This is a genomic window from Flavobacterium artemisiae, from assembly GCF_042678225.1.
Lineage (GTDB): Bacteria > Bacteroidota > Bacteroidia > Flavobacteriales > Flavobacteriaceae > Flavobacterium > Flavobacterium artemisiae.
On the sequence record NZ_JBHUDZ010000012.1, the window covers coordinates 1,109,874 to 1,135,595 of the forward strand.

Consider the following 25,722-nt stretch of genomic DNA (forward strand, 5'->3'; position numbering starts at 1 on the left):
TTAATAATTATTAAATCGAATTGTTTTTGGAGTGTATTTCAAGAATTTTTGAAAATGACATTTGTCGAGGATTTTTAGTTTTTTTTCCATAGGCTTAGATTTTGGTTACGGTCTTTTTTTATATGATTTTTTTAGGAAGAATTTCAAATTCTCAGTGTACTCCGATTTGAAATTTGAAGGGTGTAAAAGTAAATCAGAAAAACAGAAAAAGAAGCATAAAAAGCCCTGTGAATTCGGTAGTTTCAGTAAGTTCTGTTTCTGCTGAAACTACTGAATTGTAGTGTCTTAAAAATTCAAAATTGCAGATTGGAGAACTACTTTTACAGCCTGAAAAAAACGTAGTGATGAAAAAAAATACAATCCACAATTTCAATATTTCAATACAAAATAGTGCTGACATAGAAAGCTCAGAACAGTTGACTCAAACCATGATCAAAGAGCTGGCAAAAGTCTCCAAAGAAATCCATCAGCAAAAAGATATAGAGCAGCTTTGGCAGGAACAAAATGCTGGTTTAAACCTTTCTACTTCCGTAACCGAAGAAGGCGCCAAAGACATCAAAGTGGCAATGTTCGAAAAAAGAGCCATGTCTGAAGGCAATACTTCTTTGGTTTCTGGGAAGAATATTTTTGGAGATATTTGGTCTTCATCTGATACTTCAATTTCAAACGCTCCAAACGGGGGAGGCGCTGCTGATACCACTGACAGAATCACAATCAATTCGGTCTCATCTGCTGGCAATACTTCTCCGTTCTCGAGAGCAGAGGAAAGTCTTCAAAATGTAAGCTCAACAGGACAAGTTTATGGATTTACAGGACAGCAAAGCTTATCGGTACCGCAAATGTTTCAAACGAATACCAATGATCCATCAATAGCAATAATTAAAGCCGAAATTAAAAAGAAATTAGATTTCGCAAAAGCAAACAATACAGGAGAAATAGATTATTGGGAACGTATTTCTAAAGCTTTTGATAATGGCGCTGTTGCGGCAGATTTTGATGGTAAACCCGAAGAAAAACTGTTTACACACATGTATGCAGATTTGAAAAAATCGATGTTGTCATCCATTGAAATACAGAATTTTAATTGGGAAGACGTTCGTGTAAAAATGATTAAAGCGATTGATGACAATATACTCACAGAATCTATTTTTCCACTAAATAAAGAACGCTGGGAAGCTATTAAAAAGCTCCTATTAAATGAGAATATAAATGTTGCCAATCTTTTTGAGCAATACGATGAATTATTTCTATTACTAAAAGAAGTTGAGGGCCTTGAATCTTTGCCAAATACTTTAACTATAACAACGAAAACAAAAATTTATCCGAACCTAAGTGTCGATAAGATGTATCCGAATATTGGAAAAGAAGCTCTTTATGTGTTTCTTAAACAAATTAACGAAACAAATTTTGATGGAAGAGGCGTAAATAAAGGGGCTGTAAAAATTAAAAATGTGAGAACATCTTCGTTTATTGTAGGTGAAAGTCTTGACTTTTTTGTTGATGAAGCTTTTATAAGTAAAGGACAAAATCAAAAAGAGAATATTAATTGGATCGTTTATAATGTTGGTACTGAGGAAGAAAATATTTTTAAAAACGAAGGTGTTTCATTTAGCTACAATTTTGATAAAGAAGGAACTTATAGAATCGATGCCTACGGAAAAGATTATACAGTTAAACAAAAACAAAGTGCAGCAACAGCTACTTACATAGAATTAAAAATAATTGCTCAGCAAATTATAATTACATCTTCTGCCGTTACTCAAGAGGGAATTACAAGAGTATCTGCAAAAGATAAATTTTTTAAAGTTGCTTTGAAAAATTCTAAAGTAAAAACATTAAATCCTTTGAAACTTTATTATAAGGTTGAAAATAAGACTGCTAATAAAGTAACTGTCATTTCAGAGGAAAAAGAATTGGATTCAGCAGGAATTATTAAATTTTCTATACCAAGTTTAGGAGAATATTGTATTAAAGTTAGAAGTAAAGATCAATATGCATTAAAGTTTGACTATAAGATTAATGCAGTTAAAAATGAAGTTGCAAGCATTGGTCAAATCGGAAAAGCATTAAATAAAAATGTCTTCTTGTTAGGACTTTCAAACAATAATCTGTCTTTAGAAACCAAAACCTTCAAAATAAATCCAGCTACAGACGAAGAAAAAGAAGATGTAAAATGGATAATTTATGATGCAAACCATAAGCCATATTTCCAACCAGGATCTCCAATGCTTATGGATGATCATAATCCGAAAAAAATGTACCTACATAAATGGACTTATTTTGATGTGCCTTTCCCTCACAAAAAAGGGGAATATACAATTGAAGCTTATAGTGATACCAGACAAGGCTCCAAAGCAAAGGCAGTTTTTAATTTAGAAATGAAGAATGCGCAAATAGCAGAGGCTTTTTGGGCGTCAAAAAATGGGAGTAAAAAAACAAAATCTGGTTTTGCTGGAGAAAGCAATTGGATTACTGCACATATACCTTATTATGAAAATCAATTGGTTAGGGTTTATTTTTATTTAAGAAATAAAAAAACAGATTATTATATTGATGTTAATACTAATGAAAATGGAGATATTTTTAAAGAAATAAAGTTTGACTCGAGTTTTAGAGAACTTATTGGTTTAGAGGATGATGGAAACGCTAAAATTGGATTTAGACTATTAGGAATCCAGAATGGGAAACCGTATAAGTTTATTAGTCCAGTAAATTATGAATCGGATACCGTTATATCTACTACGACTGATAAAGATGTAGTTGAAATTTACTTTAGATATGATGGGAAAAGATTAAGATCTGAAGATCAAGTTCCGTTTGGAAAAGAAGGAGCAATGGTAGCTATAGTTGCTAAAACCCAAAATATGGTAGGAGACGAGGTTACGCTGAAAGTACATAAAGCGAACGAAGAACCAGTTTACATAAGCAAAGTAAGAGTCAATTCTGATGGGGTAGCCGCCGCAAGTTTTCTTATGAGAAACCTTGATAAAAAACTTAAACTTGGGGAAGTCGTAAAGTATTACGCTGGTGTTGAAGAATATTCTACAATAAAATTAAAAGACAAAGTTTTGGTTATGATTGTAGGTGAAGGGAAGAATAAAGATATAGTTGATGAAAATGATCCTTTACTAATTTGGGGTGGAAAAGTAAGCAAAGAATTTAGGGTGAAAGTATATAAGATTTGTAAAGAACTTTGGCCAGATAATTCATTAGAAATGGCAAATGGATTGATGGCAGTAATGAATAGAGAGACAGGGGAGACTTTTGCTCCTCATCAAATAGAAGGTAAAAAGCTAATTCCAAAAGAAAAATTAACTATAGATTCATTTAATAGTGTTGATAGTAAGGGCAAGAGATCTTCAAGAGCAGTAGGGCTAATTCAATTTACTCAAAAGCCACTTACTGATATGGGAGAATATAAAGGAGGTGGTTTTGATGAACTTCACAAGTTAAAACTTCAATATGCAAATATGACACAATTAGAACAGTTAGAAAAAGTCAAAAAATATATGAAGACGGTAGCTAAGTTACCAACTAAGCCAGAAGATATATATTTAGCTGTTTTTGCTCCAGCTTTTCTTGGGAATGATTTGAATGATACAATGTATAAATTAGGCACTGAAGAATATGATAAAAATGCAAGTTTAGATGTAGACATAAAAAAGAATGGTATACAGTTGAAAGAACTAATTGTTAAATATTATGAGAGTTTTAATGATGGTGAATATGGTAGAAATATATGGCATAACCCATTAGATAATATGGAGTTAAGAGGGTGGTATAGATCTGGTTGGGATATTAACGAAAGTAACTATTTACTAGAAACAAATAAAAGAAGCAAAGGTAAACATTTAGGACTAGATCTTTATTCACCTGTTGATAAACCTGTATATGCATGTGTTGATGGAATTGCGTTAATTTTATATCCTGAATATTCTAGCACCTTTGGATTAAATGTTAGAATTGAAGGTTATTATAATCAAAAAAAATATAATTTTTTCTACGCTCACTTGAATAAAATAGTCGTAAAAAATCTTGAGAAAGTTAAAGCAGGTACTCTTATTGGTTACACAGGTCAAACTGGGGAAGCAGAAGGACAGCCATCAAAATTTAATCATTTGCATTTTGAGGTTAGAAGCTCTAGAGCTGGTAGAGGAGCTGCTTTAAATCCTATGGAAGAAATAAGCAATTTAAAAGATGCTGTAAATACTAATCCAATAAAAGAAAATCAAAAATAATACAAAATTTCTTAAAAAAAAGATCAATATTATATAATGTTATTTGATATATTAGCTAATAAAACAAAATAAATAAAATAAATGAAAAGAACATTTTTTATAATAACAGTTATCCTTTTTATCTCTTGCAAAAAAAATGATAAAGAGGAATTAATAAAATCTACTATCAAAAATGATAGTCTTAAAATTTATACTTCTGATTCTCTCCAGTCATCTGTAAAGAATGACTTAAAAATAGGTAATACATACAACAGTGCAGAATTAAGTGTAGCAGGAATATTCATCAATTACAATAATGGTAAATATAAATTTGAAGAAGATCATCCGGATTTTTTAATTGATTCGACTTTGTCAGAGGATGAAAAATATCAAGTTTTATCGGCATTAAACAATGAAAACTTAAAAGTAGAAAAAGCTATTAGAATTACAGATTTTGGAGTACTGAATGTAAATGACAAAGGAAATATTTTAGAGGTGCTTTTTAAAAAAGAAAAGAAAGATTATTGGAAAGTGGTCGATATTTTAAATATTGGTAAAGCAATAGATGAGGATGAACACCAATATAAAATAGAAGGAAACAGATATTTATCATTTAGCTGTGAAAATAATCAGCACCATCAATATTTTGGCGTTGTAATCAATAAAATAGATAAATCTGGAAAATATGAAAAAGTATTAAGAGCCTTTAAATTTGACTTGGAAAAGGAAAAAATAATTGAAGTAGATCTTAAAAAAGAAAAAGTTGAATGTTTTCCAGAAATTGGCGATGAATAAAAACTAATAATTTCTAGAGTATAACATCAATCTACAAAAACTGCGTAAAAATCGTTTTAGACTTTTACGCAGTTTTTTTATTCCATATAATCTCAAAAAAAACAAAAAAAGTAGTCATAAAAAGTTGACTTATTGTAAGAATCAATTAATTAAATGATTTTTGTTTAAAACTAATCAAAACCAATTATACCTTTTTATGATTTTCTTTCTTTAAATTAAAAAATCAGGTGTTTTAATTTCAGAAATGATTCCTGTTTTTACGCTGCAAGTTTTTTTAATGCCTCTTTTTATTCATTTAGGACAACTAAGTAAAGAAGATAAAATCTAGAAGAGAAAACTAATTTTTTAATTTATGAGTACAGGACAATGCTTGAATTGTGACCGAATAGTTTCTGAAAATTATTGCCCAAATTGCGGACAGGAAACCAGCACACATCGCTATTCTTTAAAACATTTTTTCGTTCACGATTTTATTCACGGAATTTTCCATTTTGACAAAGGTTTTTTCTACACCATAAAAGAACTTTTTACAAGACCAGGACATAGCGTAAGGGAATTTATTAACGGAAAAAGAACAAAACATTTTAATTACTTCGCCACTGTAATTATCCTGCTCACTCTCAATTACTTTTTAGCCAAATGGTCGAAAGTAGATCTGACAGAAGTTTTTAACAGCGCTTCTGGTCTTTCTAAAGTGATTAAAGATTATTCAAAAATTACAAGCTTTATCGTGATTCCAATTTATGCTTTATTCAGTTATATAATCTTTAGAAAAAGCAAGCAGAATTATACTGAAAATTTAGTACTCAATATATTCCTTTTGGCAGGAATCATTACTTTTCGTCTTTTTATTTATTGCAGTATGATTTTGACAAATGATGTTGAGGTAATCCAAATCACAAATCTTATCATGACCATTTTGGTCTATATTTACATTGCTGTTTTCTTTTATCAATATTTTTCGGCGTACAATTACAATAAGATCAATTTATTAATTAAAGTATTCTTAATAGCCGCTTTGTTTTTAATTACAAAACAAGGAATTAATAATTTAATTAATGAAATTGGAATGCGATATATGCATTAATAATTTTTTAGATTTGAAAGAATAAAAAAAGCTTCAGAGAAATCTGAAGCTTTTTTTGTGATTATATGAGAACGAAATACCTTTAGAAATTAGTATTTACCTTCTTAGAACGATCTGCAATGTAAGAGATTAACCAAGTTACTTGTCCGTCTTTTACAAAGTAAATTTTCTTAGATCCTAAATCTGGAATACTTTCAAGACAAGTTGCAAGTATATTGTTTGCAGAGATCAAGTATTTTTGGTCATAAGTGTTTAAAACTCTTGCAGCTTCTTTGTTTGTTTTTGCAAGGTTGGTATACTTGTTAAAGTTGTTTTTTAGAATAGCGTCATAATCGACAACATCCTGAAGTGTTAGCGTAATATAATGGTCTTTAACATTTTCGTCATAAAAAAGAGTTGAGAACGCCCAAACAGCACCACCAGATAAATATAATTTATCCTTTTTAGCTAAAGGAGGGTTGGCATCAAATAATTCTTTAGTCTTTTTACGTAAAATTACATTATAATCAAAAGATTTTTCCTGAAAAGTCGACATATCATTTACCTGACTTTTATTTACCACTGTTTTTTCTACAGCATCAGTAAGTGTCATTGTTCCAAAACTAAGTTCTAGAGGAACAAACTCTAATTTATTGTCTTTAAGTTCGTCAATGTAACCTCCTTTAGTAGTTTGAGCACCAATATCAAGTAAGAAAGCTGTAGCAAAATCAACCGGCGGAATAGCACCTTTTACTAATGTTTTTGCCTCTTCGCTTACATTTAAAACATCAACACTTTTATTAGTTAAAGTAGAAATTTTATTAGTTAAAGCTTCAACGTTACGTGCAGATGCAAAAACTGGCGCTGCAACGATAAAGATGTTTTCTTCAAGGATTTTGTAGTTAGCTCTTATTTGTTTTAATTGATCAACTACTATTACGCTGGTTTTGGTAATATCTTCTTGAGTAAGTTCTCCATTAGCTGCAATATGATCTGCAAACGGAATTCTTTCTGTCCAAAAAGAAAGGATTTTATAATCCGCTTTTTTGATATTGTTTACATCCACAACAGAAACTTTTATTGCTCTGCGTCCAATTTCAATTCCAGCATAGATGCTTTTTTGAGAAAATGAATTGATGGAAAAAAATAAATTTAAAAGAATAAAAAATAAAATTTGGGTTTTGTTTTTTTTAAGCATTATGATTTAATTGTGGTATTAATATAATTTGATAAGAGTATAATAACTCATTATCAAGTTGAAAAGTATAAAGTAAAAAATATTAAATTTTGAGATCGCAAATTTATAAAAACATCTAGGAATACAAACTTAGTTGCAAAGAAAATATCATTATTAAATCATTAAATTTGTCGGATTCTTAACATTTGCGCAGGAATTGCCGTGTCGGAACTGCTTTTTTTGTATTATTTACAATAAATACGCGCAAATTGAATTACCCGATAAATGCAGGACATTTCTCTAATCCTTTCTTTTTAGTGTTGAGGTTCTTTATAAAAATAATTATATATTAGTTGAATAAATGAATCGGAATGATTTTAAATTTAAATGATAAAATGAAAACAAGCATTTTAAAATCAAAAATCAAACGAAATAATTTAGGTGAATATGCAGGAGATTATTTTAGAGATGATACTTCGCAAATTGTTAGTTTTTTAAATAAAGAAGGAAAATCGGCCTTGTTTGGAATACAGAGAGAAGACGGGATTTATACCATAATTGGTGAGAAATCAGTTTATTATTCTACTGTTTCGGGTAAAACGGGAGAAATCTCTTTAAGCGAATTTTCAGAAATTTTACATCATAATGTAATGCAAAAAGGCAAGGGAGGAGATTTTGAGTTTTTGCAGATAAATGATCAAAGAGATCTGCTTTGGTTGTATAATCAGAAAGCTATGAATGCCCTTTGGAATATTATTCTGTGGATTAATCAATAATATCTGGCTTTACTAAATTACTATATTACTGCTTCTTATCTAAAATTTAGAATCTTATGAAATATTTCTTTTTGATCTTGCTAACCGTTACAATTCTGTCTTGTAATAATAAAAAAGCATATTATACAGAAGAAGAAAGTGAACATATAGAAGTACATGAAGAAATCGAAAAAATAGATAAGGAGTTTCAGAAATTTCAAACTATTTTAGTAAAGCTCTACAAGGAGGGAGAAAAAAATCCTAGAAAAGTACTTTTGCAAATAGATACTTTAATTGCTTTAAATAATAAAGAAAAAGAAAAATATAAAGTACAGATTAAATCTGATGTAAACGAAAGTTTGTTTAGTCTTAAAGCTGAATTATTCTATAAAATTGGCCAATACGAAGAATCAATAAAAGAATTAAATAAAAGCAAATACAAATCGGGAGATGCAGCAGTTACTTACGCAGCAAACTATATAAAACTAAAAGATTATGAAAAAGCAAAATCATTTGTTGACAGCATAGGTAAAGGCTGGTATCTTTATGATTATGCGCTTGGAAATTATTTTGAATGTGTTGGAAATAAAACTCAGGCATTAAAAATATACAAAGAAATAAAAGAAGATAAAACAATAAAGCATTATGCTTATTACAAGTTGGCTGTAAATAGGTTTGATGAACTCCAAAAAAGTGACGCAACACTTCTGAATGAAATCTATTATCCTACTGAAGACCCAAGTTTTGAAATAGCCGATTCCGACAATGAGAATAGAAACAAAATTTTTAAATTGATGGAGGAGCTTCCAGAAAACCAAGAATGGGCTGGAACTAGTATTTTAGAATCTCCTCAAATTAATGATAAAAATTATTATTTGGTCAGGGTTACAAATAAAGATAAGGAGGAGTTTAATTATTTCATTTACGAAGAAACATTTGAAATAAAGTTTTTAGATACTAAAAGCAAAAAAATAATGACACTCGACGAATGGAGAAAATCAAAATCTTTATTATATCGTTTATTTAATTAGATATTCTAATGAGAAATAAGATAAAGTCGAATATAGATTATTAACACAAAAGCTTCAGAGAAATCTGGAGCTTTTGTGTTAGCTGTGATTCGTAATAAGAGTCTTTATACTATTATGGAATTTGCATTTTAAATAGTAATTCTCACAAAAAATTTAGAATTAAAAACTGAATTCGTATATTGTTGTGCCAAAATTACATCAATAATATACATTTTAAAATTGCTGTTTTCAAACGTTTTTCGATTGATTTTAATAAAAATAATCTAGATTATGAAAAAACCATTAATGCTCTTTATTGCATTCTTAGCTCTTACAGCTTGCTCAAAACATCAAGGAAAAAAAGATGTTGCGATCACCGGAATAGATTCCACACTGCGGCCAGGTGATGATTTTTTTAAATATGTAAACGGGAAGTGGTATGATTCTGTATCAATACCTGCCTCTCAAGCTGGAGTTGGGGCTTATATGTTTATGAATTTCCCACAACGAATGCGCCTGCAGGGAATATTGGACAGTATTTCGAAAAGTGAAAATGCACCAGGAAGCATTGCACAAAAAGTTGGAGATTTTTATGCATCAGGTATGGATACTGTAACTATCGATAAGCGCGCTTATACTCCTATCAAACCACTTCTTGCCAAAATTGATGCAATCAACGATTTACCCTCTTTAATGAAATTTGTGGTTAATGAAGTAAAAGTAGATAATTCATCTATTATTGAGTTTGGAGTATCGACCGATGATAAAAACAGTAGTATGAATATTGCTCAAATTTATCAAACGGGAATCGGTTTGCCAGACAGAGACTATTATTTCAAATCAGATTCTTCAACTGTTGCCATACAGCAATCTTATAAAAAATACCTTGCAACATTATTTCAATTAACAGGAAGTAGTGCTGGCGATGCAAAAAAGAATGCAGATTTGGTTTACGATATTGACAAGCAATTAGCCGTTTCGCACAAAACAAAAGTAGAACTTCGTGATGTGCAGGCAAATTACAATAAAATGGCTGTGACAAGTCTTTTAAAAAGACATCCCAATATAGACTGGACGACTTTCTTAAACAATTTAGGAGCAAAAACAGATTCTATTAATGTATCGCAGCCTGCTTATTATGATGCGTTGAATAAACTTTTAAAAACCATTCCGATTAATAATTGGAAAGTTTACCTGAAAGCAAATTCTATCGAAAGATATGCAGATGATTTAAGTAAACCTTTTGTAGATGCTTCATTTGAATATACGAAGGTACTTTCTGGTCAGGCAGTTCAAAAATCACGTGGTGAAAAAATGGCTAATGTCGTTGATAGTTACTTAGGCGAAGCGTTGGGTGAGTTGTATGTAAAGAAATATTTTTCTGAGGATGCCAAAAAACGTATGTTAGTTCTTGTGAACAATCTGCAAAAAGCGTATGCTAAAAGAATCGATAAATTGGATTGGATGAGTAACGTTACCAAACAGAAAGCAAAAGAAAAATTGTTCGCCATTACCAAGAAAATTGGATATCCAGATAAATGGAGAGACTATAGTAATGTAAAGATTGCTAAGAATACTTATTTTGAGAATATGGTTTCGGCATCTGCAGCTGCATATCAATTTCAATTGGCAAAATTGGGCAAACCAGTCGATAAATCACAATGGTATACGACAACTCCAACAGTTACTGCCTATAATAACCCTACAGCAAATGAAATTGTTTTTCCTGCAGGTATTTTACAAGCTCCATATTTTGATAATAATGCAGATGACGCACTTAATTACGGAGGTATCGGAATGGTTATAGGTCACGAAATAACCCACACTTTTGACGATCAAGGTGCTCAATACGACAAAGATGGAAACTTAAAAAACTGGTGGACAAAAGAGGATTATGCACAATTTAAAGCCAGAATACAACAGGTTATCAATTTATATAGTACTTATACTGTTCTGGATGGTCTGCACGTTAATGGTGCTATGACAGTTGGCGAAAATACAGCAGATATTGCAGGAATAGCAGTTGCTTATGATGCTTTTAAAATGACCGAACAAGGAAAAGGAAATACAAAAATTGACGGTTTTACTCCAGATCAACGTTTCTTTATTTCGATAGCCAAAATATGGCGAGTAAAAATGAAAGACGAGTTCCTGCGTTTGTGGATCAACAACAACCCGCATTCACCACCAAATTGGCGTGTGAATGGACCTCTAATGAATACAACACCTTTTTACGAAGCATTTAATGTAAAACCTGGAGATAAAATGTTTCTTCCGCAGAAGGACAGAATCACAATTTGGTAATAGCCTCGATCTCCGAAGTGCTCCCATAAAAAAGTGCGCAAATATCTCTATGAAATTTGCGCACTTTTCTGTATATATTGGAATTGTATATCCTTAAAAATCTCCGATTTTAATATCTTAAAAAGTTTGGATATAGAACTTGATATTTTTTCTTAAAAATAGGTTGACTCCAAATAAGGATCGTAGATATCTACATCCCATTGGTTATCATTATATAAATCTGCAAGGTCTTCACCATCTTCTGAATCAATAGTATTGTCGCTTTCTTCGTAATAATTACTAATGCTTAGAAATTCGCAGTCAAAATCTGGTTCGTCATGATGTTTATGATACAAGTCTACCATCGAAGTTGAAGATTGTTTTTTAGTATAAAATTCGGCATCGATCAAATTTGCATTAGACTGAGTATCGAAGTGTTTAGTGGAATTGAAATTTGTGGAAGCAGATATAGATGATTTCATAATTTTTATTAGTTATGGGCTTTGTAATTCTTAATTTATTAAGTCAAAAATACAATGAGCGTCAGCGTCTTAAATTATAGAATTCTGCCTTGAGGTTACATAATTTCGCAATTATGAAATAAAGTGATTTTTATAGATTATTATTTTAGGGTCAATTTTTTTTAGTGGAGTCTTTTTGTTTTATGATGATAAGAATTATCTACTATATTTGGTGTAAATCCCAAGCAGGAAATAATTATAACGGATGGAATTATTAGTTATCAATACGAAGATCCTTTTGATGATTAAAAATTAATATAAGAAGTACGACATAAAAAATTAAATTGCTTTTAAAAATGAAAGATTAAGATCAAATAGGGGAGTAAGTTTTGTTATATGTACAAACAACAGTAATTTGAATAAGTATATGGGAATAAATGCAAATGAATTGATTCGAATAAAGTTATTGGAAAATTCAATTCGCTTATTTTCTGATTTTATGAGTGTATTGTCGGACGGATATAACCCTGCAATTCTTGACGTAACAATTAGCATCGACAAAAGATTGAATGATCAAGATCGTTTTATATTTTCCTCTCCCAATAATATCGGTACAGCTTTTTTCTTTAGAGACAAGATTCAGCCAACAAGAAAAGATGTTACTAATATTAAAGACCGAATAGATGAGAACTTTTCCTGGTGTCTTAACCACTTAGCCGCATTCAACAATGCACCTGATATATTCAAAAACAATTATCATACAGAAAACCTCAGTCAATTAGTTGAAAAGGTGAAGAAAAGCATATTTGATGTAACAGACTTATGGGACGTAACTAGTTATGAATATTTGATTGATAGTGGAGATGGAAGTTTAGTAAGAGTTCTTTTTATCCATTCTGACAATAAATCATTGATATTAGACTTTGGGAATTATATTCACTAAAACTATATCCGCTTTGTGTAATTTTTTAGTTTCTTAGAAATCGTAGATTTATAAACAAAAAAACAGGTATAATGTATTTAATCATTTCAATTCTTTTTTCGATTTTCACTTTGAACGCTGAATCGAAAGAAAAAATCTATTTTGGAAGAGCGCACAATTACAATGCAATTTATAGTTATGGTGTATCTGAAATTTATATTTCTTCAGATTCGACAATGACAAGATATGATTATAGATTGCCAAATAAGAAAGAATGGAAAAACTACCAAAATTATGAGGCTAAAAAAGAAGTGCAAATAATTTCAAAAAAAGGGAAATATTATTCATTAATTAATCCGGTAAATCATTTAGAAAATGAAATGCATTTTGTGAAAATAACAGAAAACAGATTAATATACTATTATAGAGCCACAGATGGAAGTTTGATAAAAGGTTTTATATTTAAAAGAAAAATGAATTAAGAGCGAGCACATCTAGGAAATAATATTTAATAACTAATAAATGGCAATACACCAGAATAATACTAATTTAAAAGCCGATCGAATATTTTCATCTTTAAAACGAGTCGCCAGAATTGTTTTAATAATATCGTCATTATTATTACTTGTTTCGATAGTTTTACTATTAGTTTACAGAGGAGAATGCTTTATTATTTACTCAAATGCTGGTTTTGTCATTTGGCCAACAATAGTTATTTCTATTTATTCAATAGTTTACTCATTACTAACAATTATAGCTTTTTTAATACACAAAGCCTTCAAGCATGATTTAATCTGGTCGACAATCAAAAAAGAAATTTTGTTTATAATTGTAACAGTAGTATTAATGACTGTCTTTTATTTTGTAAATGTTACACTATAGAAAATTATTAGTGGGAAAAGTTGAAAATTTGGTGCTAACGATTGTGGTTTTACAACAAAATATAATATGTTGTATTGCTTTTTAATGCATTAACATTAAAAGATATGAAGTTAAAAGTTGTACTATTTTTTATTTTGATTACTCTGAATTCTTGTTCAAAAAACAAAAATACTTCGGAATTAAATTCTAACTTAAAAATAGATACTTCGAGAGTTTCAATAATAAAATACGATTCTACTAATCTTGATTGTAAAATGATATTCAAAACGGGGACTAATTCATATCTAAACAACGAAGATTTAGAGAAAATAGAGTTTGCAATTGATAAGATTATTGAAAAACAAAATCCCATCCAAATTGAATTGTTTAAAGAAATTTCAAAAAGATATCCAGAAGAGAATTATAAAAAAGAAGATTTTATACTTAAAAAGACAGAATATATCAGACGCTATCTTGTCATCAAAAATCTTAAAGGTCAAAAAGAAATATATGTAGCTTTAGTTTGTGATGAAATTGCCAAGTCTTTCGATTTTAAAAAAACAATAAAACAAGGTCATGGCGGTGGAGCCTGTTTGTTTTCGTTCAAATTAAACTTTGACACAAACGACTATTACGACGTTCAATTTAATTCTGAAGCTTAAAAATAGCATGTGAGGTCCTGTGCCAATCGCTTTGGATATGCAGACAACCATATCGCAGATTTGCAATCTGTCGCAAAGAGAATCGGAAACGTAAAAACCAAAAAAGCTTCAGAGAAATCTAAAGCTTTTTTTATTGCTATTTGGATAATTATATGCCTCTCCTTAGAATTATTATTCAAGATAAAAGCTTAAAGTGTTACAATATTCTTAGTGTTTGGTTTAAATAATAGAAATAAAATCTGTAAAATGAGGTAAACCGTAAAGATTTAATCTTTAAATGCGGTATATTCGTACAATGTTTCTCAGAAATATCCAAAAATGAATTAAAATATTTCCAAAAGGTCTTTTTAGAAAAAAAGAAAACATTTGAGAAAAGAATTTCGTTCATTATAAAATATAGAAAAAATTCTTGCGCGAGGATAGACAAAATCCCAAGTGTCTTTAAATGATTGGGTATTAACTAAATTTTAAAACCTTACATTATGTTAAAAAAAATTTTAAAATTAGACGGGGCTCATGAATTAACAAAAAAAGAGCTAAAAGCGGTAAATGGCGGAGTTGAACCTTTTTGTGCTGCAGCACTTATAGCTGGAACAGCTATTAAAAAAGATGGACCATGTCCTCCTGATTATCCTTTCGCTAGTGGAGGATGTTGTTTCCCAGAATTGTAGAATTGATTTATAAAATAAAAAAGAGACTGTGAAGTCTCTTTTTTTTGAATTAATATATCTTTTATGAATGATTTATTGATTAATTTTTCAAGTCTTGCCATCATTTCATCTTTCTCTTTCAGCATACGCTCGTACAATGCGATTTTTTCTTCGTGAAGTTTTAGAACCTCTTGCACAGGATTAAATACTGGATTTAGATTAATGCAGAAGCTCCATCTTTGAAATCTGAAAATGTATTTGAAATAATATTGATTGCTTGTTCTTCATCAAAATCCACGATTGCTCCGATATGTAGACAACGATCGCGCAGATTTTTAATCTGTGCCCGCAAAGAGAATCAGAAAAAAGGTTAAACCAAAAAAGCTCCAGATTTCTCTGAAGCTTTTGTCTTAGTAGCGGGAAGCATTCAAATATCTGACCAAATTACTTTGGATTATTATAATATTTTAAAAAGTGTATCTTAATTTTTTCTCTTGTTTTCGTTTACATAACCACTCATATAAATGTTCAAAAGCATCACTCACTTTTGTCTTTTAATACCGAAAAATATATATATGATGATCTATTATTTATGAAATTTATAATACATATGTATTCGAATTCGGATGGCTTTGTGTGGTTGCTTAAAATGCATAATAAATTAGCTCAAATTTTAAAAATCAAGCTCTGTGGAAAAATTTGATATTATATATGATTTTGGAATTTGGGAAGTGATACAAAAATCATGGTTTGTGTTTATACCTCTATTTTTTTATTGGATGGCGATTAGCAAACTTGGACATAATAAAAATGAAGAAAGAAATTTGATTCAGAATCAAGTATGGCCAAGCGAAAACTTTGATAATACAAAAGCACAAATAATTAAATATGTTTCAATCATCATTTTTGTCTTTTTAATCATTATCGAAACAATAAAGATATGTAGAACTTATAATGCTTTGCGCAATGGCTTAGAATCAGTAGAAGGTTATGTGACTAATTTTCACGAAATGCCATCATCAGGACACGACACTGAACGATTCAAAGTTAGGAACGTGGAATTTGAATTTTCTGATTTTGACTTAACTGATTTTGGATATAATAATGCCAAATCGAAAGGTGGCGAGATAGATGAAAATACCTATATTAGAATATATTATTATCAATCAAAAAAACGAAATGTTATACTTAAACTAGAAAAACGAAAATAAAACTACCACGATCGCTCCGATATGTAGACAACGATAGCGCAGATTTGTAATCTGTGCCCGCAAAGAGAATCAGAAAAAAGTTAAAACCAAAAAAGCTCCAGATTTCTCTGAAGCTTTTGTCTTAGTAGCGGGAACAGGACTCGAACCTGTGACCTTCGGGTTATGAGCCCGACGAGCTGCCTACTGCTCTATCCCGCGATGTTTCGGGTGCAAAGATACGCCGATTTTTGAGAATTCCAACGAAAATATTAAAAAATGTTTTATTTTCTGTATTAACTTGATATGACTACCTTTGCAGAATAAATTATACTCAAAATGTCACATAAAGCAGGTTTCGTAAATATTATCGGGAATCCAAACGTTGGAAAATCAACTTTGATGAACGCCTTTGTTGGAGAAAGATTATCCATCATTACGTCAAAAGCGCAAACTACACGTCATAGAATTTTAGGAATTGTAAACGGAGAAGACTTTCAATTGGTCTTGTCTGATACTCCCGGAATCATAAAACCGGCGTATGAAATGCAGGAATCCATGATGAATTTCGTAAAATCGGCTTTTGAAGATGCTGACATTTTGATATATATGGTCGAAATAGGTGAGCAGGATCTTAAAGACGAAGCTTTCTTTAATAAAATCATTCATGCTAAAATTCCGGTTTTATTACTTTTAAATAAAATCGATAATTCAAATCAAGAACAACTAGAACAGCAAGTTACTTTCTGGAAAGAGAAAGTGCCAAATGCAGAAATTTTCCCAATTTCGGCTTTGCAGAATTTTAATGTTCCAGAAGTTTTCGGAAGAATTATCGAATTACTGCCAGAATCTCCAGCATATTATCCAAAAGACCAATTAACAGACAAACCAGAACGTTTCTTTGTTAACGAAACTATTCGTGAAAAAATCTTATTGAATTACAGCAAAGAAATTCCATACGCAGTAGAAATTGTAACAGAAGAATTCTTTGAAGATGAAAAAATTATCAGAATCCGTTCGGTAATTATGGTTGAGCGCGATACGCAAAAAGGGATCATCATCGGACATAAAGGTGTGGCTCTTAAAAAAGTGGGAACAGATGCTCGTGCCGATTTAGAGAAGTTCTTCGGAAAACAAATTCACATCGAGCTTTACGTAAAAGTGAACAAAAACTGGAGAAGCAACGCTAATATGTTAAAGCGTTTCGGCTATAATCAATAGTTTTTTTGTTTCAAGTTTCAGGTTTGAAATGAGATACTGGTAATGTTTAGTTATTTCAGTTTTTTGAAATTGAAATATTATAAAAGTTCTTTTGAAAATGATTGCCCTAGCCCCGATGGGAGGGAAAATCCTTTTGTGCCGGGGTTCGGCACAAAAGATTGGAAGGAACAGCGGGAAATAGCTCCTGAAAATCCTCATTAATAACAAGAAATATAATAAAAAACTTAGGTGCTTAGAAACTTAGCGATTCAGCAACTTTTTTTAACTACCTTTGCAAAAAATTTAAATAAGGTATTTTGGATTTATAATCTATTGTGATTTAGTCAAAAACAAAATCTGGAATTGTAAATCTAAAATCTAAAATTCAAAAAAATGAATAATAACATTGTTGCGATAGTAGGAAGACCTAACGTAGGGAAATCGACCCTGTTTAATAGGCTGATACAAAGAAGAGAAGCTATTGTAGATTCAGTATCTGGGGTTACCCGTGATAGAAACTATGGTAAAAGCGAGTGGAACGGAAAAGAGTTTTCTGTCATTGATACGGGAGGATACATTCGAGGGTCTGATGACGTTTTTGAAGGCGAAATACGTAAACAAGTTGAACTTGCTATCGACGAAGCCGATGTTATTATTTTTGTGGTTGATGTTGAAGAAGGAATTACGCCAATGGATGAAACCGTTGCAAAATTACTTCGTAAAGTAACAAAACCAGTTTTATTGGCTGTAAATAAGGTTGATAACGCAATGCGCGAAAAAGACGCAGTTGAGTTTTACAATCTTGGTTTAGGAGAGTATTACACTTTTGCAAGTATTTCTGGAAGCGGAACGGGAGATTTATTAGATGCTTTAATTGAAGCTTTTCCTGTAAAACCTGAGCCAGTTACACCAGAAGTTGTTTTGCCTCGTTTTGCTGTAGTTGGTCGTCCAAATGCTGGAAAATCAAGTTTTATCAATGCCTTAATTGGGCAGGATCGTTTTATGGTAACCGATATTGCAGGAACAACTCGTGATGCAATTGATACCAAATTTGACCGTTTTGGTTTCGAATTCAACTTGGTTGATACTGCGGGAATTCGTCGTAAGGCAAAAGTAAAAGAAGATTTAGAATTTTATTCTGTAATGCGTTCTGTGAGAGCGATTGAGCATGCAGATATTTGTATATTGGTTATCGACGCAACACGCGGATTTGAAGGTCAGGATCAGAGTATTTTCTGGCTGGCAGAGAAAAACCGTAAAGGTGTTGTAATCTTGGTAAACAAATGGGATTTGGTAGAAAAAGATACTATGTCTACAAGAGATTACGAAGAGAAAATCAAAAAAGAATTAATGCCGTTTACAGATGTGCCAATTCTTTTCGTTTCTGCTTTAACAAAACAACGTTTGTTGAAAGCATTAGAAGCTACGGTTCAGGTTTTCGAAAATAGAAAACAAAGAATTCCGACTTCAAAATTCAACGAATATATGTTGAAAGTGATCGAAGCATATCCGCCGCCGGCTACAAAAGGTAAATATGTGAAAATTAAATATTGCATGCAATTACCGACAGAAGTACCTCAGTTTGTATTTTTTGCTAACATGCCACAATACGTTAAAGAGCCATACAAGCGTTATTTAGAAAATAAAATCAGAGAAAATTGGGACTTTTCCGGAGTGCCGATTGATATTTATATCAGAGAGAAATAATAATTTCTTTTCGAAACAAAAAATGCAGTTTTTCATAGTTTGAAAAACTGCATTTTTGTTTTAATTAAAAGTGCTTTTTAAACTTGATTGTCATCATAAAAGAAAATTTGTTCTAATGGAGAACCTCCATCAGAGTCATTAAAGTCACCATTGCTTTTTCTTGTAGAAGAATACAATTTTAGACTATAAGTGCAGCGCGTCAGGTTATTATTGCTTGGCGGCGCATTTAACGGCGAATTATTATTTATTCGTTTAACCGATGCCGAATTGATTATTCCATCCGAAACAAATCGGTCTATAGAACCACTGTTGCTTTTTAAATGTAAACTTCCAGAAGCTAAGTACGGATGATACAGCGAATATTTAGCATGAATTGTACCGCTTATAGGAGTGCAGAGTGTACTTTCTTCTAATTCTTTTCCAGCCAATTTTCTATATATCGGATTGTTGTTCATCACAATAGAATTTAGTGTTTTTCCGTTACCGCCAATAGCACCAAAAATATTGGAAGGTTTGTTGATGACTTCCCTGATTTCAAATCGAATGGCAAATTTTTCAACCGGAATTTCGTTTGCAGGAGGTATAGGTTCCCCAGCATTAAAAATGTCAGGAACATTTGGTGCTGAGGTTAATGCTGCGGTATTTAAACTAATCAATGTATCTTCTTCGATAATGTTATAAAGAGATAAATCGGCTGGAGTTAATCCAACTTCTATTAAAGTTCTTTCGATAGCATGATTGACATCAAACCATCCTTCTGCATCAAAATCACTTTGATTACTGTAGACGAAAATATCATTAAGAATAAACGAAAAAACTTTTCGTGTTAGTTTAGAAACAATGCTGGGAACAAACAGGTTAGGAGTAACCCCGATAATTTTTGTAAAGTTTGACTCTGCTAAAAACGGAGTATTATTTGCTGCAGTAGTATCACTAATTCTAAAGCGATATTCTATAGGATTTCCAGAAGCAGATTTTAAAGCAGCCTGCCCGGTTAAACGGATAGTCGAAAACAAAACCTGCTTGCCAGAACCGGCAAAACCATCAGCATCAAAATCATGAATTCCGCTTCCGTACGAAGAACTAAAAGCAGCTCCAATTCCGGTCCAGGCACTAGGAAAAGTTTCCTCTGGATTGGTTACCGTAACTTCAGAACATAAATTGACACACAAACAATAGCCTACATTTTTGCGTGCATTTGCTTTTGTTTCGTCAACTAATTTTGTACCGCCCAATTCTGCTTTGAAATAAACATCTGGTCCGCTGTTAAACGATAAAAAGCTGGGATCAGTTTCAATATTTATCCAAGGCGATAAAAATGTTTTTTTGAAATCGGCAGAAGAATAGTCAATCCTAAAATGACCGTTGGAATCTGTTGTTGCAGTTCCTAAATTATCATCCGTTAGGAAATCCGCATCCATTGCAGTAACTTTTGCATTGGCAATTGGAGTATTTGTTCTACAGTTTAGTAAGTGTCCGCATATTACCCAAGCATCAAAAAAATGACCTCTTATATAGCACCACCATTTGTACGCAATACTGTATTCCCATTTGTAATTTTCGTTTCGTTCCTGTTGCTCCAATTCTTCTTTCATAGAAAGAGTCGTAATATGAAACTGCAAAGTTTCTTCTCTTTTTGGTTTTGGAGGTTTTGGTGGTACAGTACCACAGATAAAATCGATATCAAATTCAGAATTTAAATAATTTTCATTTACTTCAAATGCAAAATTTCCTTCTTTATCAGTTTTAGTTTTACCAATAAGCAGTTTTTCTCTTTCTTTAGATTCTTCTTTAGAAACAAAACGAAATGTTTCTTTTGTATTAGAATTTGCTGGTACTTCTTTTCGGTATGGTAAATAAAATAAAATTTCTACATCTGCTATTACCTCTCTACAATCTTCACATACATAGCCTTTTAAGGAGCCTTTAAAAATATTTCTCATCATAATTTGGTTTAATTGCCTACTTGGATCAGTTTTCGGCTTTTCTGTCATACTCTTTTTAGGATTTTCTGAATTCTCCTTGTTTTTTAAATTTTTACAAGGCAAAGATTTTGCAATTTGATGAGAAATATATTAGGACAAATCCCGTTTTTAGAAGGGCTGTTTTACCCTTTTTTTAGTATTGTAGTTTGTAAAGAAAACGTATTGGCATTCTTTTTGAAACAAGAAAAAAATAAATGTAAAAAATACACATTAAACCTTTTGCATTTTTTTATGTCTTACCAATCTAACTAACCCAATTTATGACCAGAATCTATTCATTATTGTTTTTATTACTTTTCGTTTCTGCGGCAAATGCACAAAACGATATTACCGTCAAAGGTACAGTCCTGGATGTCAATACTCAATTACCACTCGAACTTGCCACAGTGTATTTTACGACTGTAAAAGATTCTACGGTGATTGAATATGCCAACACAGATAAAAATGGTGTTTTTAGAATGAACATTAAAAAATTTGATAAACCTGTATTCTTAAAAGTGAATTACATGGGATATCAAACTTACTACGAAGAATACAAAGGACTTACAGAAAGTAAAGATTTTGGAAAAATTTATTTAATAGAAAATGTAAATGCTCTTAATGATGTCGTTATTAAGACTGAAGCACCGCCTATAACTATTAAAAAAGATACTTTAGAGTTTAATGCGGCATCTTATAAAGTCCGTCCAGATTCAAATGTCGAAACATTATTAAAACAACTTCCAGGTTTTGATGTCGATAATGACGGAAAAATAACTGTAAATGGAAGGGAAGTCAATCAGGTATTAGTAAATGGAAAAACGTTTTTTGATAAAGACGGAGCGATTGCGATCAAAAACCTTCCGGCTGATATTATTAAAAAAGTCCAGGTTTCAGATTTTAAAACCAAAAAAGAAGAACTTTCAAAACAAGAGTCAACTTCCGACTTTTCGAGTATTAATATTACAATTGACGAGAAGAAAAACAAAGGTTATTTTGGTAAAGTCATGGGCGGTTACGGTACCGATGATCGTTATGAAGCCAATGTAAATCTTAATTATTTTAATAATAAGCAAAAAATAAGCTTGCTGGCATCTTCAAATAATATCAATTCAACCGGTTTTTCTATGGATGATGTTTTTGATAATATGGGCGGCGGTAGAAACAGCAGTGGAAGAGGTGGTAATGCAAGTTCTGGCGGAGGCGGAAAAGGAATTACCCAATCCAATTTAGTGGGTGTTAATTATTCTGATGACTGGACTGAGAAATTATTGGCCATGGGAAGTTATAATTTTTCGAATACGGTGAATAAAAATGATAGTAAATCGAATGAAGTTGTTTTTCAGCCAACTGGAAACAACATCACACAAAGTGAATCTAAAACCAGAAATGAAAGTACAGGTAACAATGCTAACTTTGAATTAGAATACAAATTAGATCCTAAAACACGAATTGTAGTAGCGCCAAAGGTAAATCAATCACGAACTAATGGAATTTCATCTTCTTCAAGCGATACAGTAGATGAAAATGGAGAAGCATTGAATAAAAGCGACGGAAGCTCAATTTCTGAAGGCACAAATACGAGTTTTTCTAATACGATAAATTTCAACAAAGCTTTTGATAAGAAAACCCGTAACTTAAGTTTTGTATTTACAAACAACAATACAGACAGTGATGCTGATGCTTTGAATATCTCTGAAACAATTTATTATACTGGTATAACTCCAAATGATTTAAGAAATCAGAATGTAAAAAAGAGAGCTGTAAGTGATGCGTACTCTGCGGATATAGAATATACTGAGCCTATTACCGATTCATTGAGAATTAGAATCGGAACCGATTTAGATTGGAAAAGCAATAGTAATGATCAAAAAACGTATAATTTCGATGAAGCGACTCAGAGCTATTCTGAATATGATTCAAGATTTAGTAATTATACGAGTTCAGTTCAAAATTCGGTTACACCAAAAGTTGGAGTTACTTTACAAAAAAACAAGTTTACCATAAATCTGGACAGCCGAACTTCGATTGTGAAGTTTGATAATTATTCATTTTATCAAGACAACGCAACAGATTTAAGTAAAAAATACGCGCTTCCTTTTGCAACTGCTCTATTGCGATACAAATTCAATCGATCTAAAAATCTTTCGTTTAAATATGATTATTCAAATGCATTACCTTCAGCCAATCAGTTAATGCCGATTGTGAATTTGAATAATCCTTTGAATACAATTGTTGGAAATCCTGATTTGAAGCCAATTGAAAAGAACAGTGTCAATTTCCAATTTAGAAATTATGATTTTCGATCTCGTTCAGGATATAGTTTTAATTTAAAAGGAGATTATTATAACAATGATATTGTTTCTATTTCCAGCTTTCTAGCAGGGGGAAAAAGAGAAACGACTTATACAAATATCTCAGGTGTTTATAATATCTCTTTGGGAGCCAACTGGAATCAGCAGATTAAAAGAGATGCGCAAGTGCTTCGATATGGCGTAGGTATAAGTGGAAATTATTCTTTTGATAAAGGATTTACAAATGATATATTATATAACTCTAAATCTGTCGGAGTGACACCAAAAGTATATATGTCTTATGATTATGGAGATGTTTTGACAATTGCCCCGTCTTATAATTTATCATACAGTGAATCTAAATATGAAAATTATTTATTGGGTCAGACATCAAATGTGGTGCACAGAGTTAATGTGCAGACAACATCGTATTGGCCGGCAAATTTAATTTTCGGAAATGATTTTGGCTACACTTACAATTCAAACATTTCTGATGGGTTTAAAAAAGATTTCTTTCTTTGGAACACCAGTTTGTCTTATGGTTTTTTGGATAAAAAATTATATGCAAAAGTCAAAGTTTATGATGTATTAAACCAAAATCAAAGTGCAACAAGAACGATTAGCGCAACATCGATCCGTGATGAAGAAAATACCGTTTTAAAACGTTACGTGATGTTTTCGTTAGCTTATAAAATTGGAAACTTCGCCGAAAGTAAAAAAGGAGGAAAAAGAGAGAGAGGATCATAGTTTTTTTTGAGGTTCAAAGAAACAGAGGCTCAAAGGGGCAAAGTTTAAAAAAAATCCAAATCAAATTTTAATTTGATTTGGATTTTTTAGTAAAATCTAAAATCTAAAATCTAAAATCTAAAATCTAAAATCTAAAATCTAAAATCTAAAATCTAAAATCTAAAATCTAAAATCTAAAATCTAAAATCTAAAATCTAAAATCTAAAATCTAAAATCTAAAATCTCCGATTAATTCTATGATAAACCGTAAAACGAATAATATCACGATCGTAAAAATCTACACCGCTGGAACGTCTTTGAAAGTTTTTCAAGTAACCTAATTCTAAACCGAGATTTGGATTGAAATGATAGCGCAAAGCGAAATAAATCCTGTTTTGATCGAAAGTATTTCTGCGGTTGTCTTTTCCATAATTAAATAAAACTTCGTCAGAAATAGTTCCTTTTATGCTTTGTTTTTCTTTTTCCCAAAGAGTGAATTGAGATTGTAAACGGTAACGAAATCTATACGCAAATGAGAATTCGTCTAAGAGTCCGTCTTTATCTGCTTTTTGAATGAAACGCTCTTCAAGCTGAAAACGATTATGAAAAGTAACCTTAGCAATATCATTTATAAAAGTAATGTCCTGCTGCGGGCGATATTCTGGAACCGAATAATCGGGATCGGCATTTGGGTTTTGAGTATTGACATTAAAATAAGCAAATCCGGCGCCGAGATCGATCATTTTATTGGCTCTGTATCGGGCTTGTGATCTGATAACGAAAAGATTTTCATGAATTGGATTGACGAAACTTCGATTATCAAATTCCGAATGAATGGCCCATTTTTCGCTCAATGGAAAAATATTGTAGTATCGAATCCAAGTCAAAGTCTGCTGGTCGATTTTTCTTTGGTTCTGACCGAAAGAAATCTGGCTCAGACAGATAAAAATAAAAAATAATCTAAAAGATTTTTTCAATTGTTATAATTCAGGCTGCGAATATATAGAAAACAGCCTATATGAATTGAGTGAGAATCTGTTTTTTTAATGGGCTTTTTCAGTAGATTTTGTGATTGTTTTTGAAATGAAGAAAATCAAATCATTCTCTTTTTTAAATAGATACGCATTCTTCAGAATCAAATAACATCATTGTATTTTTATCAATCTGCAGAAATGATTCGATTTGAGGGATTATTTCCATTTGAAAAAACCGAACTTCCGGATTGTCTTGATTACTGCTTTTTATAGAAGAACTTATCGCAATTATCTTTTCAGATTTTCGAGTTTTAACCGTCAAAAAGTAACCAAAACTGTGCGATCTGGATTTTGAAATAACATTTTGAACAGAATTCAGAGCGGTTATATCCTTTTTGCCAAGAGGTGTAATCTTATAAAAACTATTGTTTTTTTTGTCAAATATTAAAGTCGTTTTGTTTCTAATTAATAAACGATACAAACTGTTAGCGACTAAAAGAACGCTTGTCAAAACAGAAAAAAATAATCCCATTAAATGATTATTATAAATGATCAAAATAATTCCAACAGTTAGTATCATAATTCCTAATACTGAACTTGCAAAAATGTAGGATTGTGCATACCAATAAGGATCATACGAAATCTTATTTCCTGTTGCTGTAAAATTATAATAACTATTCAATTCACTTTTCATTTATCTTCTTTTTTAGCACATAAACATCTGCAGCTATATTGATGTTTGGTAAACTTCAGTAATTATATATGAAAAAAAAGTCCTTAAAGGATTTTTTAGTAGCATAATAAGACATTT

Annotated in this window: 19 protein-coding genes, 1 tRNA gene and 1 pseudogene; 14 read left to right on the forward strand and 7 right to left on the reverse strand. The window is 31.2% G+C overall.

Translation table 11 applies throughout. The annotated features are described in order from the left end of the window. Window positions 1-299: 299 nt before the first annotated feature. From ACFSC2_RS15615 to ACFSC2_RS15625, 3 genes are all read left to right on the forward strand, one after another. Complete coding sequence (locus ACFSC2_RS15615) at window positions 300-4,238, forward strand: M23 family metallopeptidase (protein WP_379814448.1); 3,939 nt, start codon at window positions 300-302, stop codon at window positions 4,236-4,238. Between the two features lie 81 nt (window positions 4,239-4,319). Then, window positions 4,320-5,012 (forward strand): hypothetical protein, encoded by a 693-nt coding sequence (locus ACFSC2_RS15620; protein WP_379814447.1) that lies wholly within the window; start codon window positions 4,320-4,322, stop codon window positions 5,010-5,012. A 352-nt stretch (window positions 5,013-5,364) separates the two neighbouring features. Beyond that, the gene (locus ACFSC2_RS15625; protein ID WP_379814446.1) at window positions 5,365-6,099 is read left to right on the forward strand and encodes a DUF3667 domain-containing protein; all 735 of its coding nucleotides are present in this window, start codon (window positions 5,365-5,367) and stop codon (window positions 6,097-6,099) included. An 82-nt stretch (window positions 6,100-6,181) separates the two neighbouring features. On the opposite strand, the gene ACFSC2_RS15630 is transcribed toward ACFSC2_RS15625, so the two are convergent. Further along, on the reverse strand, window positions 6,182-7,276 hold the full coding sequence (locus ACFSC2_RS15630) for an exopolyphosphatase (protein WP_379814445.1): 1,095 nt from the start codon (window positions 7,274-7,276) through the stop codon (window positions 6,182-6,184). Window positions 7,277-7,650: 374 nt separating this feature from the next. On the opposite strand from ACFSC2_RS15630, the gene ACFSC2_RS15635 reads away from it, so the two are divergent. The 3 genes from ACFSC2_RS15635 to ACFSC2_RS15645 all read left to right on the forward strand — a co-directional run bounded on the left by ACFSC2_RS15635 (window position 7,651) and on the right by ACFSC2_RS15645 (window position 11,324). Beyond that, window positions 7,651-8,031 (forward strand): hypothetical protein, encoded by a 381-nt coding sequence (locus ACFSC2_RS15635; protein WP_379814444.1) that lies wholly within the window; start codon window positions 7,651-7,653, stop codon window positions 8,029-8,031. A 56-nt stretch (window positions 8,032-8,087) separates the two neighbouring features. Then, window positions 8,088-9,041: a hypothetical protein gene (locus ACFSC2_RS15640; protein ID WP_379814443.1), complete on the forward strand. Its 954-nt coding sequence runs from the start codon at window positions 8,088-8,090 to the stop codon at window positions 9,039-9,041. Between the two features lie 270 nt (window positions 9,042-9,311). Continuing rightward, window positions 9,312-11,324 carry a M13 family metallopeptidase gene (locus tag ACFSC2_RS15645; protein ID WP_379814442.1) on the forward strand — a complete coding sequence of 671 codons (2,013 nt, stop codon included), beginning with the start codon at window positions 9,312-9,314 and terminating at the stop codon, window positions 11,322-11,324. A gap of 152 nt (window positions 11,325-11,476) precedes the next feature. On the opposite strand, the gene ACFSC2_RS15650 is transcribed toward ACFSC2_RS15645, so the two are convergent. Continuing rightward, on the reverse strand, window positions 11,477-11,785 hold the full coding sequence (locus tag ACFSC2_RS15650) for a hypothetical protein (RefSeq protein ID WP_379814441.1): 309 nt from the start codon (window positions 11,783-11,785) through the stop codon (window positions 11,477-11,479). A 478-nt stretch (window positions 11,786-12,263) separates the two neighbouring features. On the opposite strand from ACFSC2_RS15650, the gene ACFSC2_RS15655 reads away from it, so the two are divergent. The 4 genes from ACFSC2_RS15655 (at window position 12,264) to ACFSC2_RS15670 (ending at window position 14,880) form a co-directional block, all read left to right on the forward strand. After that, a complete protein-coding gene (locus ACFSC2_RS15655) occupies window positions 12,264-12,707 on the forward strand; it encodes a hypothetical protein (protein ID WP_379814440.1) in 444 nt (147 codons plus the stop codon). Between the two features lie 71 nt (window positions 12,708-12,778). After that, the gene (locus ACFSC2_RS15660) at window positions 12,779-13,168 is read left to right on the forward strand and encodes a hypothetical protein (RefSeq protein WP_379814439.1); all 390 of its coding nucleotides are present in this window, start codon (window positions 12,779-12,781) and stop codon (window positions 13,166-13,168) included. Window positions 13,169-13,672: 504 nt separating this feature from the next. Further along, complete coding sequence (locus ACFSC2_RS15665; protein ID WP_379814438.1) at window positions 13,673-14,209, forward strand: hypothetical protein; 537 nt, start codon at window positions 13,673-13,675, stop codon at window positions 14,207-14,209. Between the two features lie 482 nt (window positions 14,210-14,691). Next, on the forward strand, window positions 14,692-14,880 hold the full coding sequence (locus tag ACFSC2_RS15670; protein ID WP_379814437.1) for a class IIb bacteriocin, lactobin A/cerein 7B family: 189 nt from the start codon (window positions 14,692-14,694) through the stop codon (window positions 14,878-14,880). 77 nt (window positions 14,881-14,957) lie between these two features. On the opposite strand, the pseudogene ACFSC2_RS15675 reads toward ACFSC2_RS15670, so the two are convergent. Further along, window positions 14,958-15,169, reverse strand: a pseudogene (locus tag ACFSC2_RS15675) (XRE family transcriptional regulator); the annotation flags it as partial. Window positions 15,170-15,548: 379 nt separating this feature from the next. On the opposite strand from ACFSC2_RS15675, the gene ACFSC2_RS15680 reads away from it, so the two are divergent. Continuing rightward, window positions 15,549-16,070 carry a hypothetical protein gene (locus ACFSC2_RS15680; protein ID WP_379814436.1) on the forward strand — a complete coding sequence of 174 codons (522 nt, stop codon included), beginning with the start codon at window positions 15,549-15,551 and terminating at the stop codon, window positions 16,068-16,070. Between the two features lie 125 nt (window positions 16,071-16,195). On the opposite strand, the gene ACFSC2_RS15685 is transcribed toward ACFSC2_RS15680, so the two are convergent. Then, window positions 16,196-16,268 (reverse strand) — tRNA-Met (locus ACFSC2_RS15685). A gap of 117 nt (window positions 16,269-16,385) precedes the next feature. On the opposite strand from ACFSC2_RS15685, the gene era reads away from it, so the two are divergent. After that, window positions 16,386-17,267 carry a GTPase Era gene (gene era / locus ACFSC2_RS15690; RefSeq protein ID WP_379814435.1) on the forward strand — a complete coding sequence of 294 codons (882 nt, stop codon included), beginning with the start codon at window positions 16,386-16,388 and terminating at the stop codon, window positions 17,265-17,267. Between the two features lie 372 nt (window positions 17,268-17,639). Further along, a complete protein-coding gene (der, locus tag ACFSC2_RS15695) occupies window positions 17,640-18,953 on the forward strand; it encodes a ribosome biogenesis GTPase Der (protein WP_379814434.1) in 1,314 nt (437 codons plus the stop codon). A gap of 77 nt (window positions 18,954-19,030) precedes the next feature. On the opposite strand, the gene ACFSC2_RS15700 is transcribed toward der, so the two are convergent. Then, window positions 19,031-20,896, reverse strand: a complete 1,866-nt coding sequence (locus ACFSC2_RS15700) for a transthyretin-like family protein (RefSeq protein ID WP_379814433.1) — start codon at window positions 20,894-20,896, stop codon at window positions 19,031-19,033. 302 nt (window positions 20,897-21,198) lie between these two features. Here ACFSC2_RS15700 and ACFSC2_RS15705 point away from each other — a divergent pair, with 302 nt between their 5' ends. After that, complete coding sequence (locus ACFSC2_RS15705) at window positions 21,199-23,958, forward strand: outer membrane beta-barrel protein (RefSeq protein ID WP_379814432.1); 2,760 nt, start codon at window positions 21,199-21,201, stop codon at window positions 23,956-23,958. Between the two features lie 215 nt (window positions 23,959-24,173). On the opposite strand, the gene ACFSC2_RS15710 is transcribed toward ACFSC2_RS15705, so the two are convergent. Further along, complete coding sequence (locus tag ACFSC2_RS15710) at window positions 24,174-24,914, reverse strand: DUF2490 domain-containing protein (RefSeq protein WP_379814431.1); 741 nt, start codon at window positions 24,912-24,914, stop codon at window positions 24,174-24,176. A 133-nt stretch (window positions 24,915-25,047) separates the two neighbouring features. Beyond that, window positions 25,048-25,605, reverse strand: coding sequence for a hypothetical protein (locus tag ACFSC2_RS15715; protein WP_379814430.1), 558 nt, complete (start codon window positions 25,603-25,605; stop codon window positions 25,048-25,050). Window positions 25,606-25,722 lie beyond the last annotated feature (117 nt).

What these genes read in the sequence shown, in the direction of transcription:
- ACFSC2_RS15620 (WP_379814447.1), top strand. Translation starts at nt 4,320, where the DNA reads ATGAAAAGAACATTTTTTATAATAACAGTTATCCTTTTTATCTCTTGC.
- ACFSC2_RS15625 (WP_379814446.1), top strand. Translation starts at nt 5,365, where the DNA reads ATGAGTACAGGACAATGCTTGAATTGTGACCGAATAGTTTCTGAAAAT.
- ACFSC2_RS15630 (WP_379814445.1), bottom strand. Translation starts at nt 7,276, where the DNA reads ATGCTTAAAAAAAACAAAACCCAAATTTTATTTTTTATTCTTTTAAAT.
- ACFSC2_RS15635 (WP_379814444.1), top strand. Translation starts at nt 7,651, where the DNA reads ATGAAAACAAGCATTTTAAAATCAAAAATCAAACGAAATAATTTAGGT.
- ACFSC2_RS15640 (WP_379814443.1), top strand. Translation starts at nt 8,088, where the DNA reads ATGAAATATTTCTTTTTGATCTTGCTAACCGTTACAATTCTGTCTTGT.
- ACFSC2_RS15645 (WP_379814442.1), top strand. Translation starts at nt 9,312, where the DNA reads ATGAAAAAACCATTAATGCTCTTTATTGCATTCTTAGCTCTTACAGCT.
- ACFSC2_RS15650 (WP_379814441.1), bottom strand. Translation starts at nt 11,785, where the DNA reads ATGAAATCATCTATATCTGCTTCCACAAATTTCAATTCCACTAAACAC.
- ACFSC2_RS15655 (WP_379814440.1), top strand. Translation starts at nt 12,264, where the DNA reads ATGAGTGTATTGTCGGACGGATATAACCCTGCAATTCTTGACGTAACA.
- ACFSC2_RS15660 (WP_379814439.1), top strand. Translation starts at nt 12,779, where the DNA reads ATGTATTTAATCATTTCAATTCTTTTTTCGATTTTCACTTTGAACGCT.
- ACFSC2_RS15665 (WP_379814438.1), top strand. Translation starts at nt 13,673, where the DNA reads ATGAAGTTAAAAGTTGTACTATTTTTTATTTTGATTACTCTGAATTCT.
- ACFSC2_RS15670 (WP_379814437.1), top strand. Translation starts at nt 14,692, where the DNA reads ATGTTAAAAAAAATTTTAAAATTAGACGGGGCTCATGAATTAACAAAA.
- era (WP_379814435.1), top strand. Translation starts at nt 16,386, where the DNA reads ATGTCACATAAAGCAGGTTTCGTAAATATTATCGGGAATCCAAACGTT.
- der (WP_379814434.1), top strand. Translation starts at nt 17,640, where the DNA reads ATGAATAATAACATTGTTGCGATAGTAGGAAGACCTAACGTAGGGAAA.
- ACFSC2_RS15700 (WP_379814433.1), bottom strand. Translation starts at nt 20,896, where the DNA reads ATGAGAAATATTTTTAAAGGCTCCTTAAAAGGCTATGTATGTGAAGAT.
- ACFSC2_RS15705 (WP_379814432.1), top strand. Translation starts at nt 21,199, where the DNA reads ATGACCAGAATCTATTCATTATTGTTTTTATTACTTTTCGTTTCTGCG.
- ACFSC2_RS15715 (WP_379814430.1), bottom strand. Translation starts at nt 25,605, where the DNA reads ATGAAAAGTGAATTGAATAGTTATTATAATTTTACAGCAACAGGAAAT.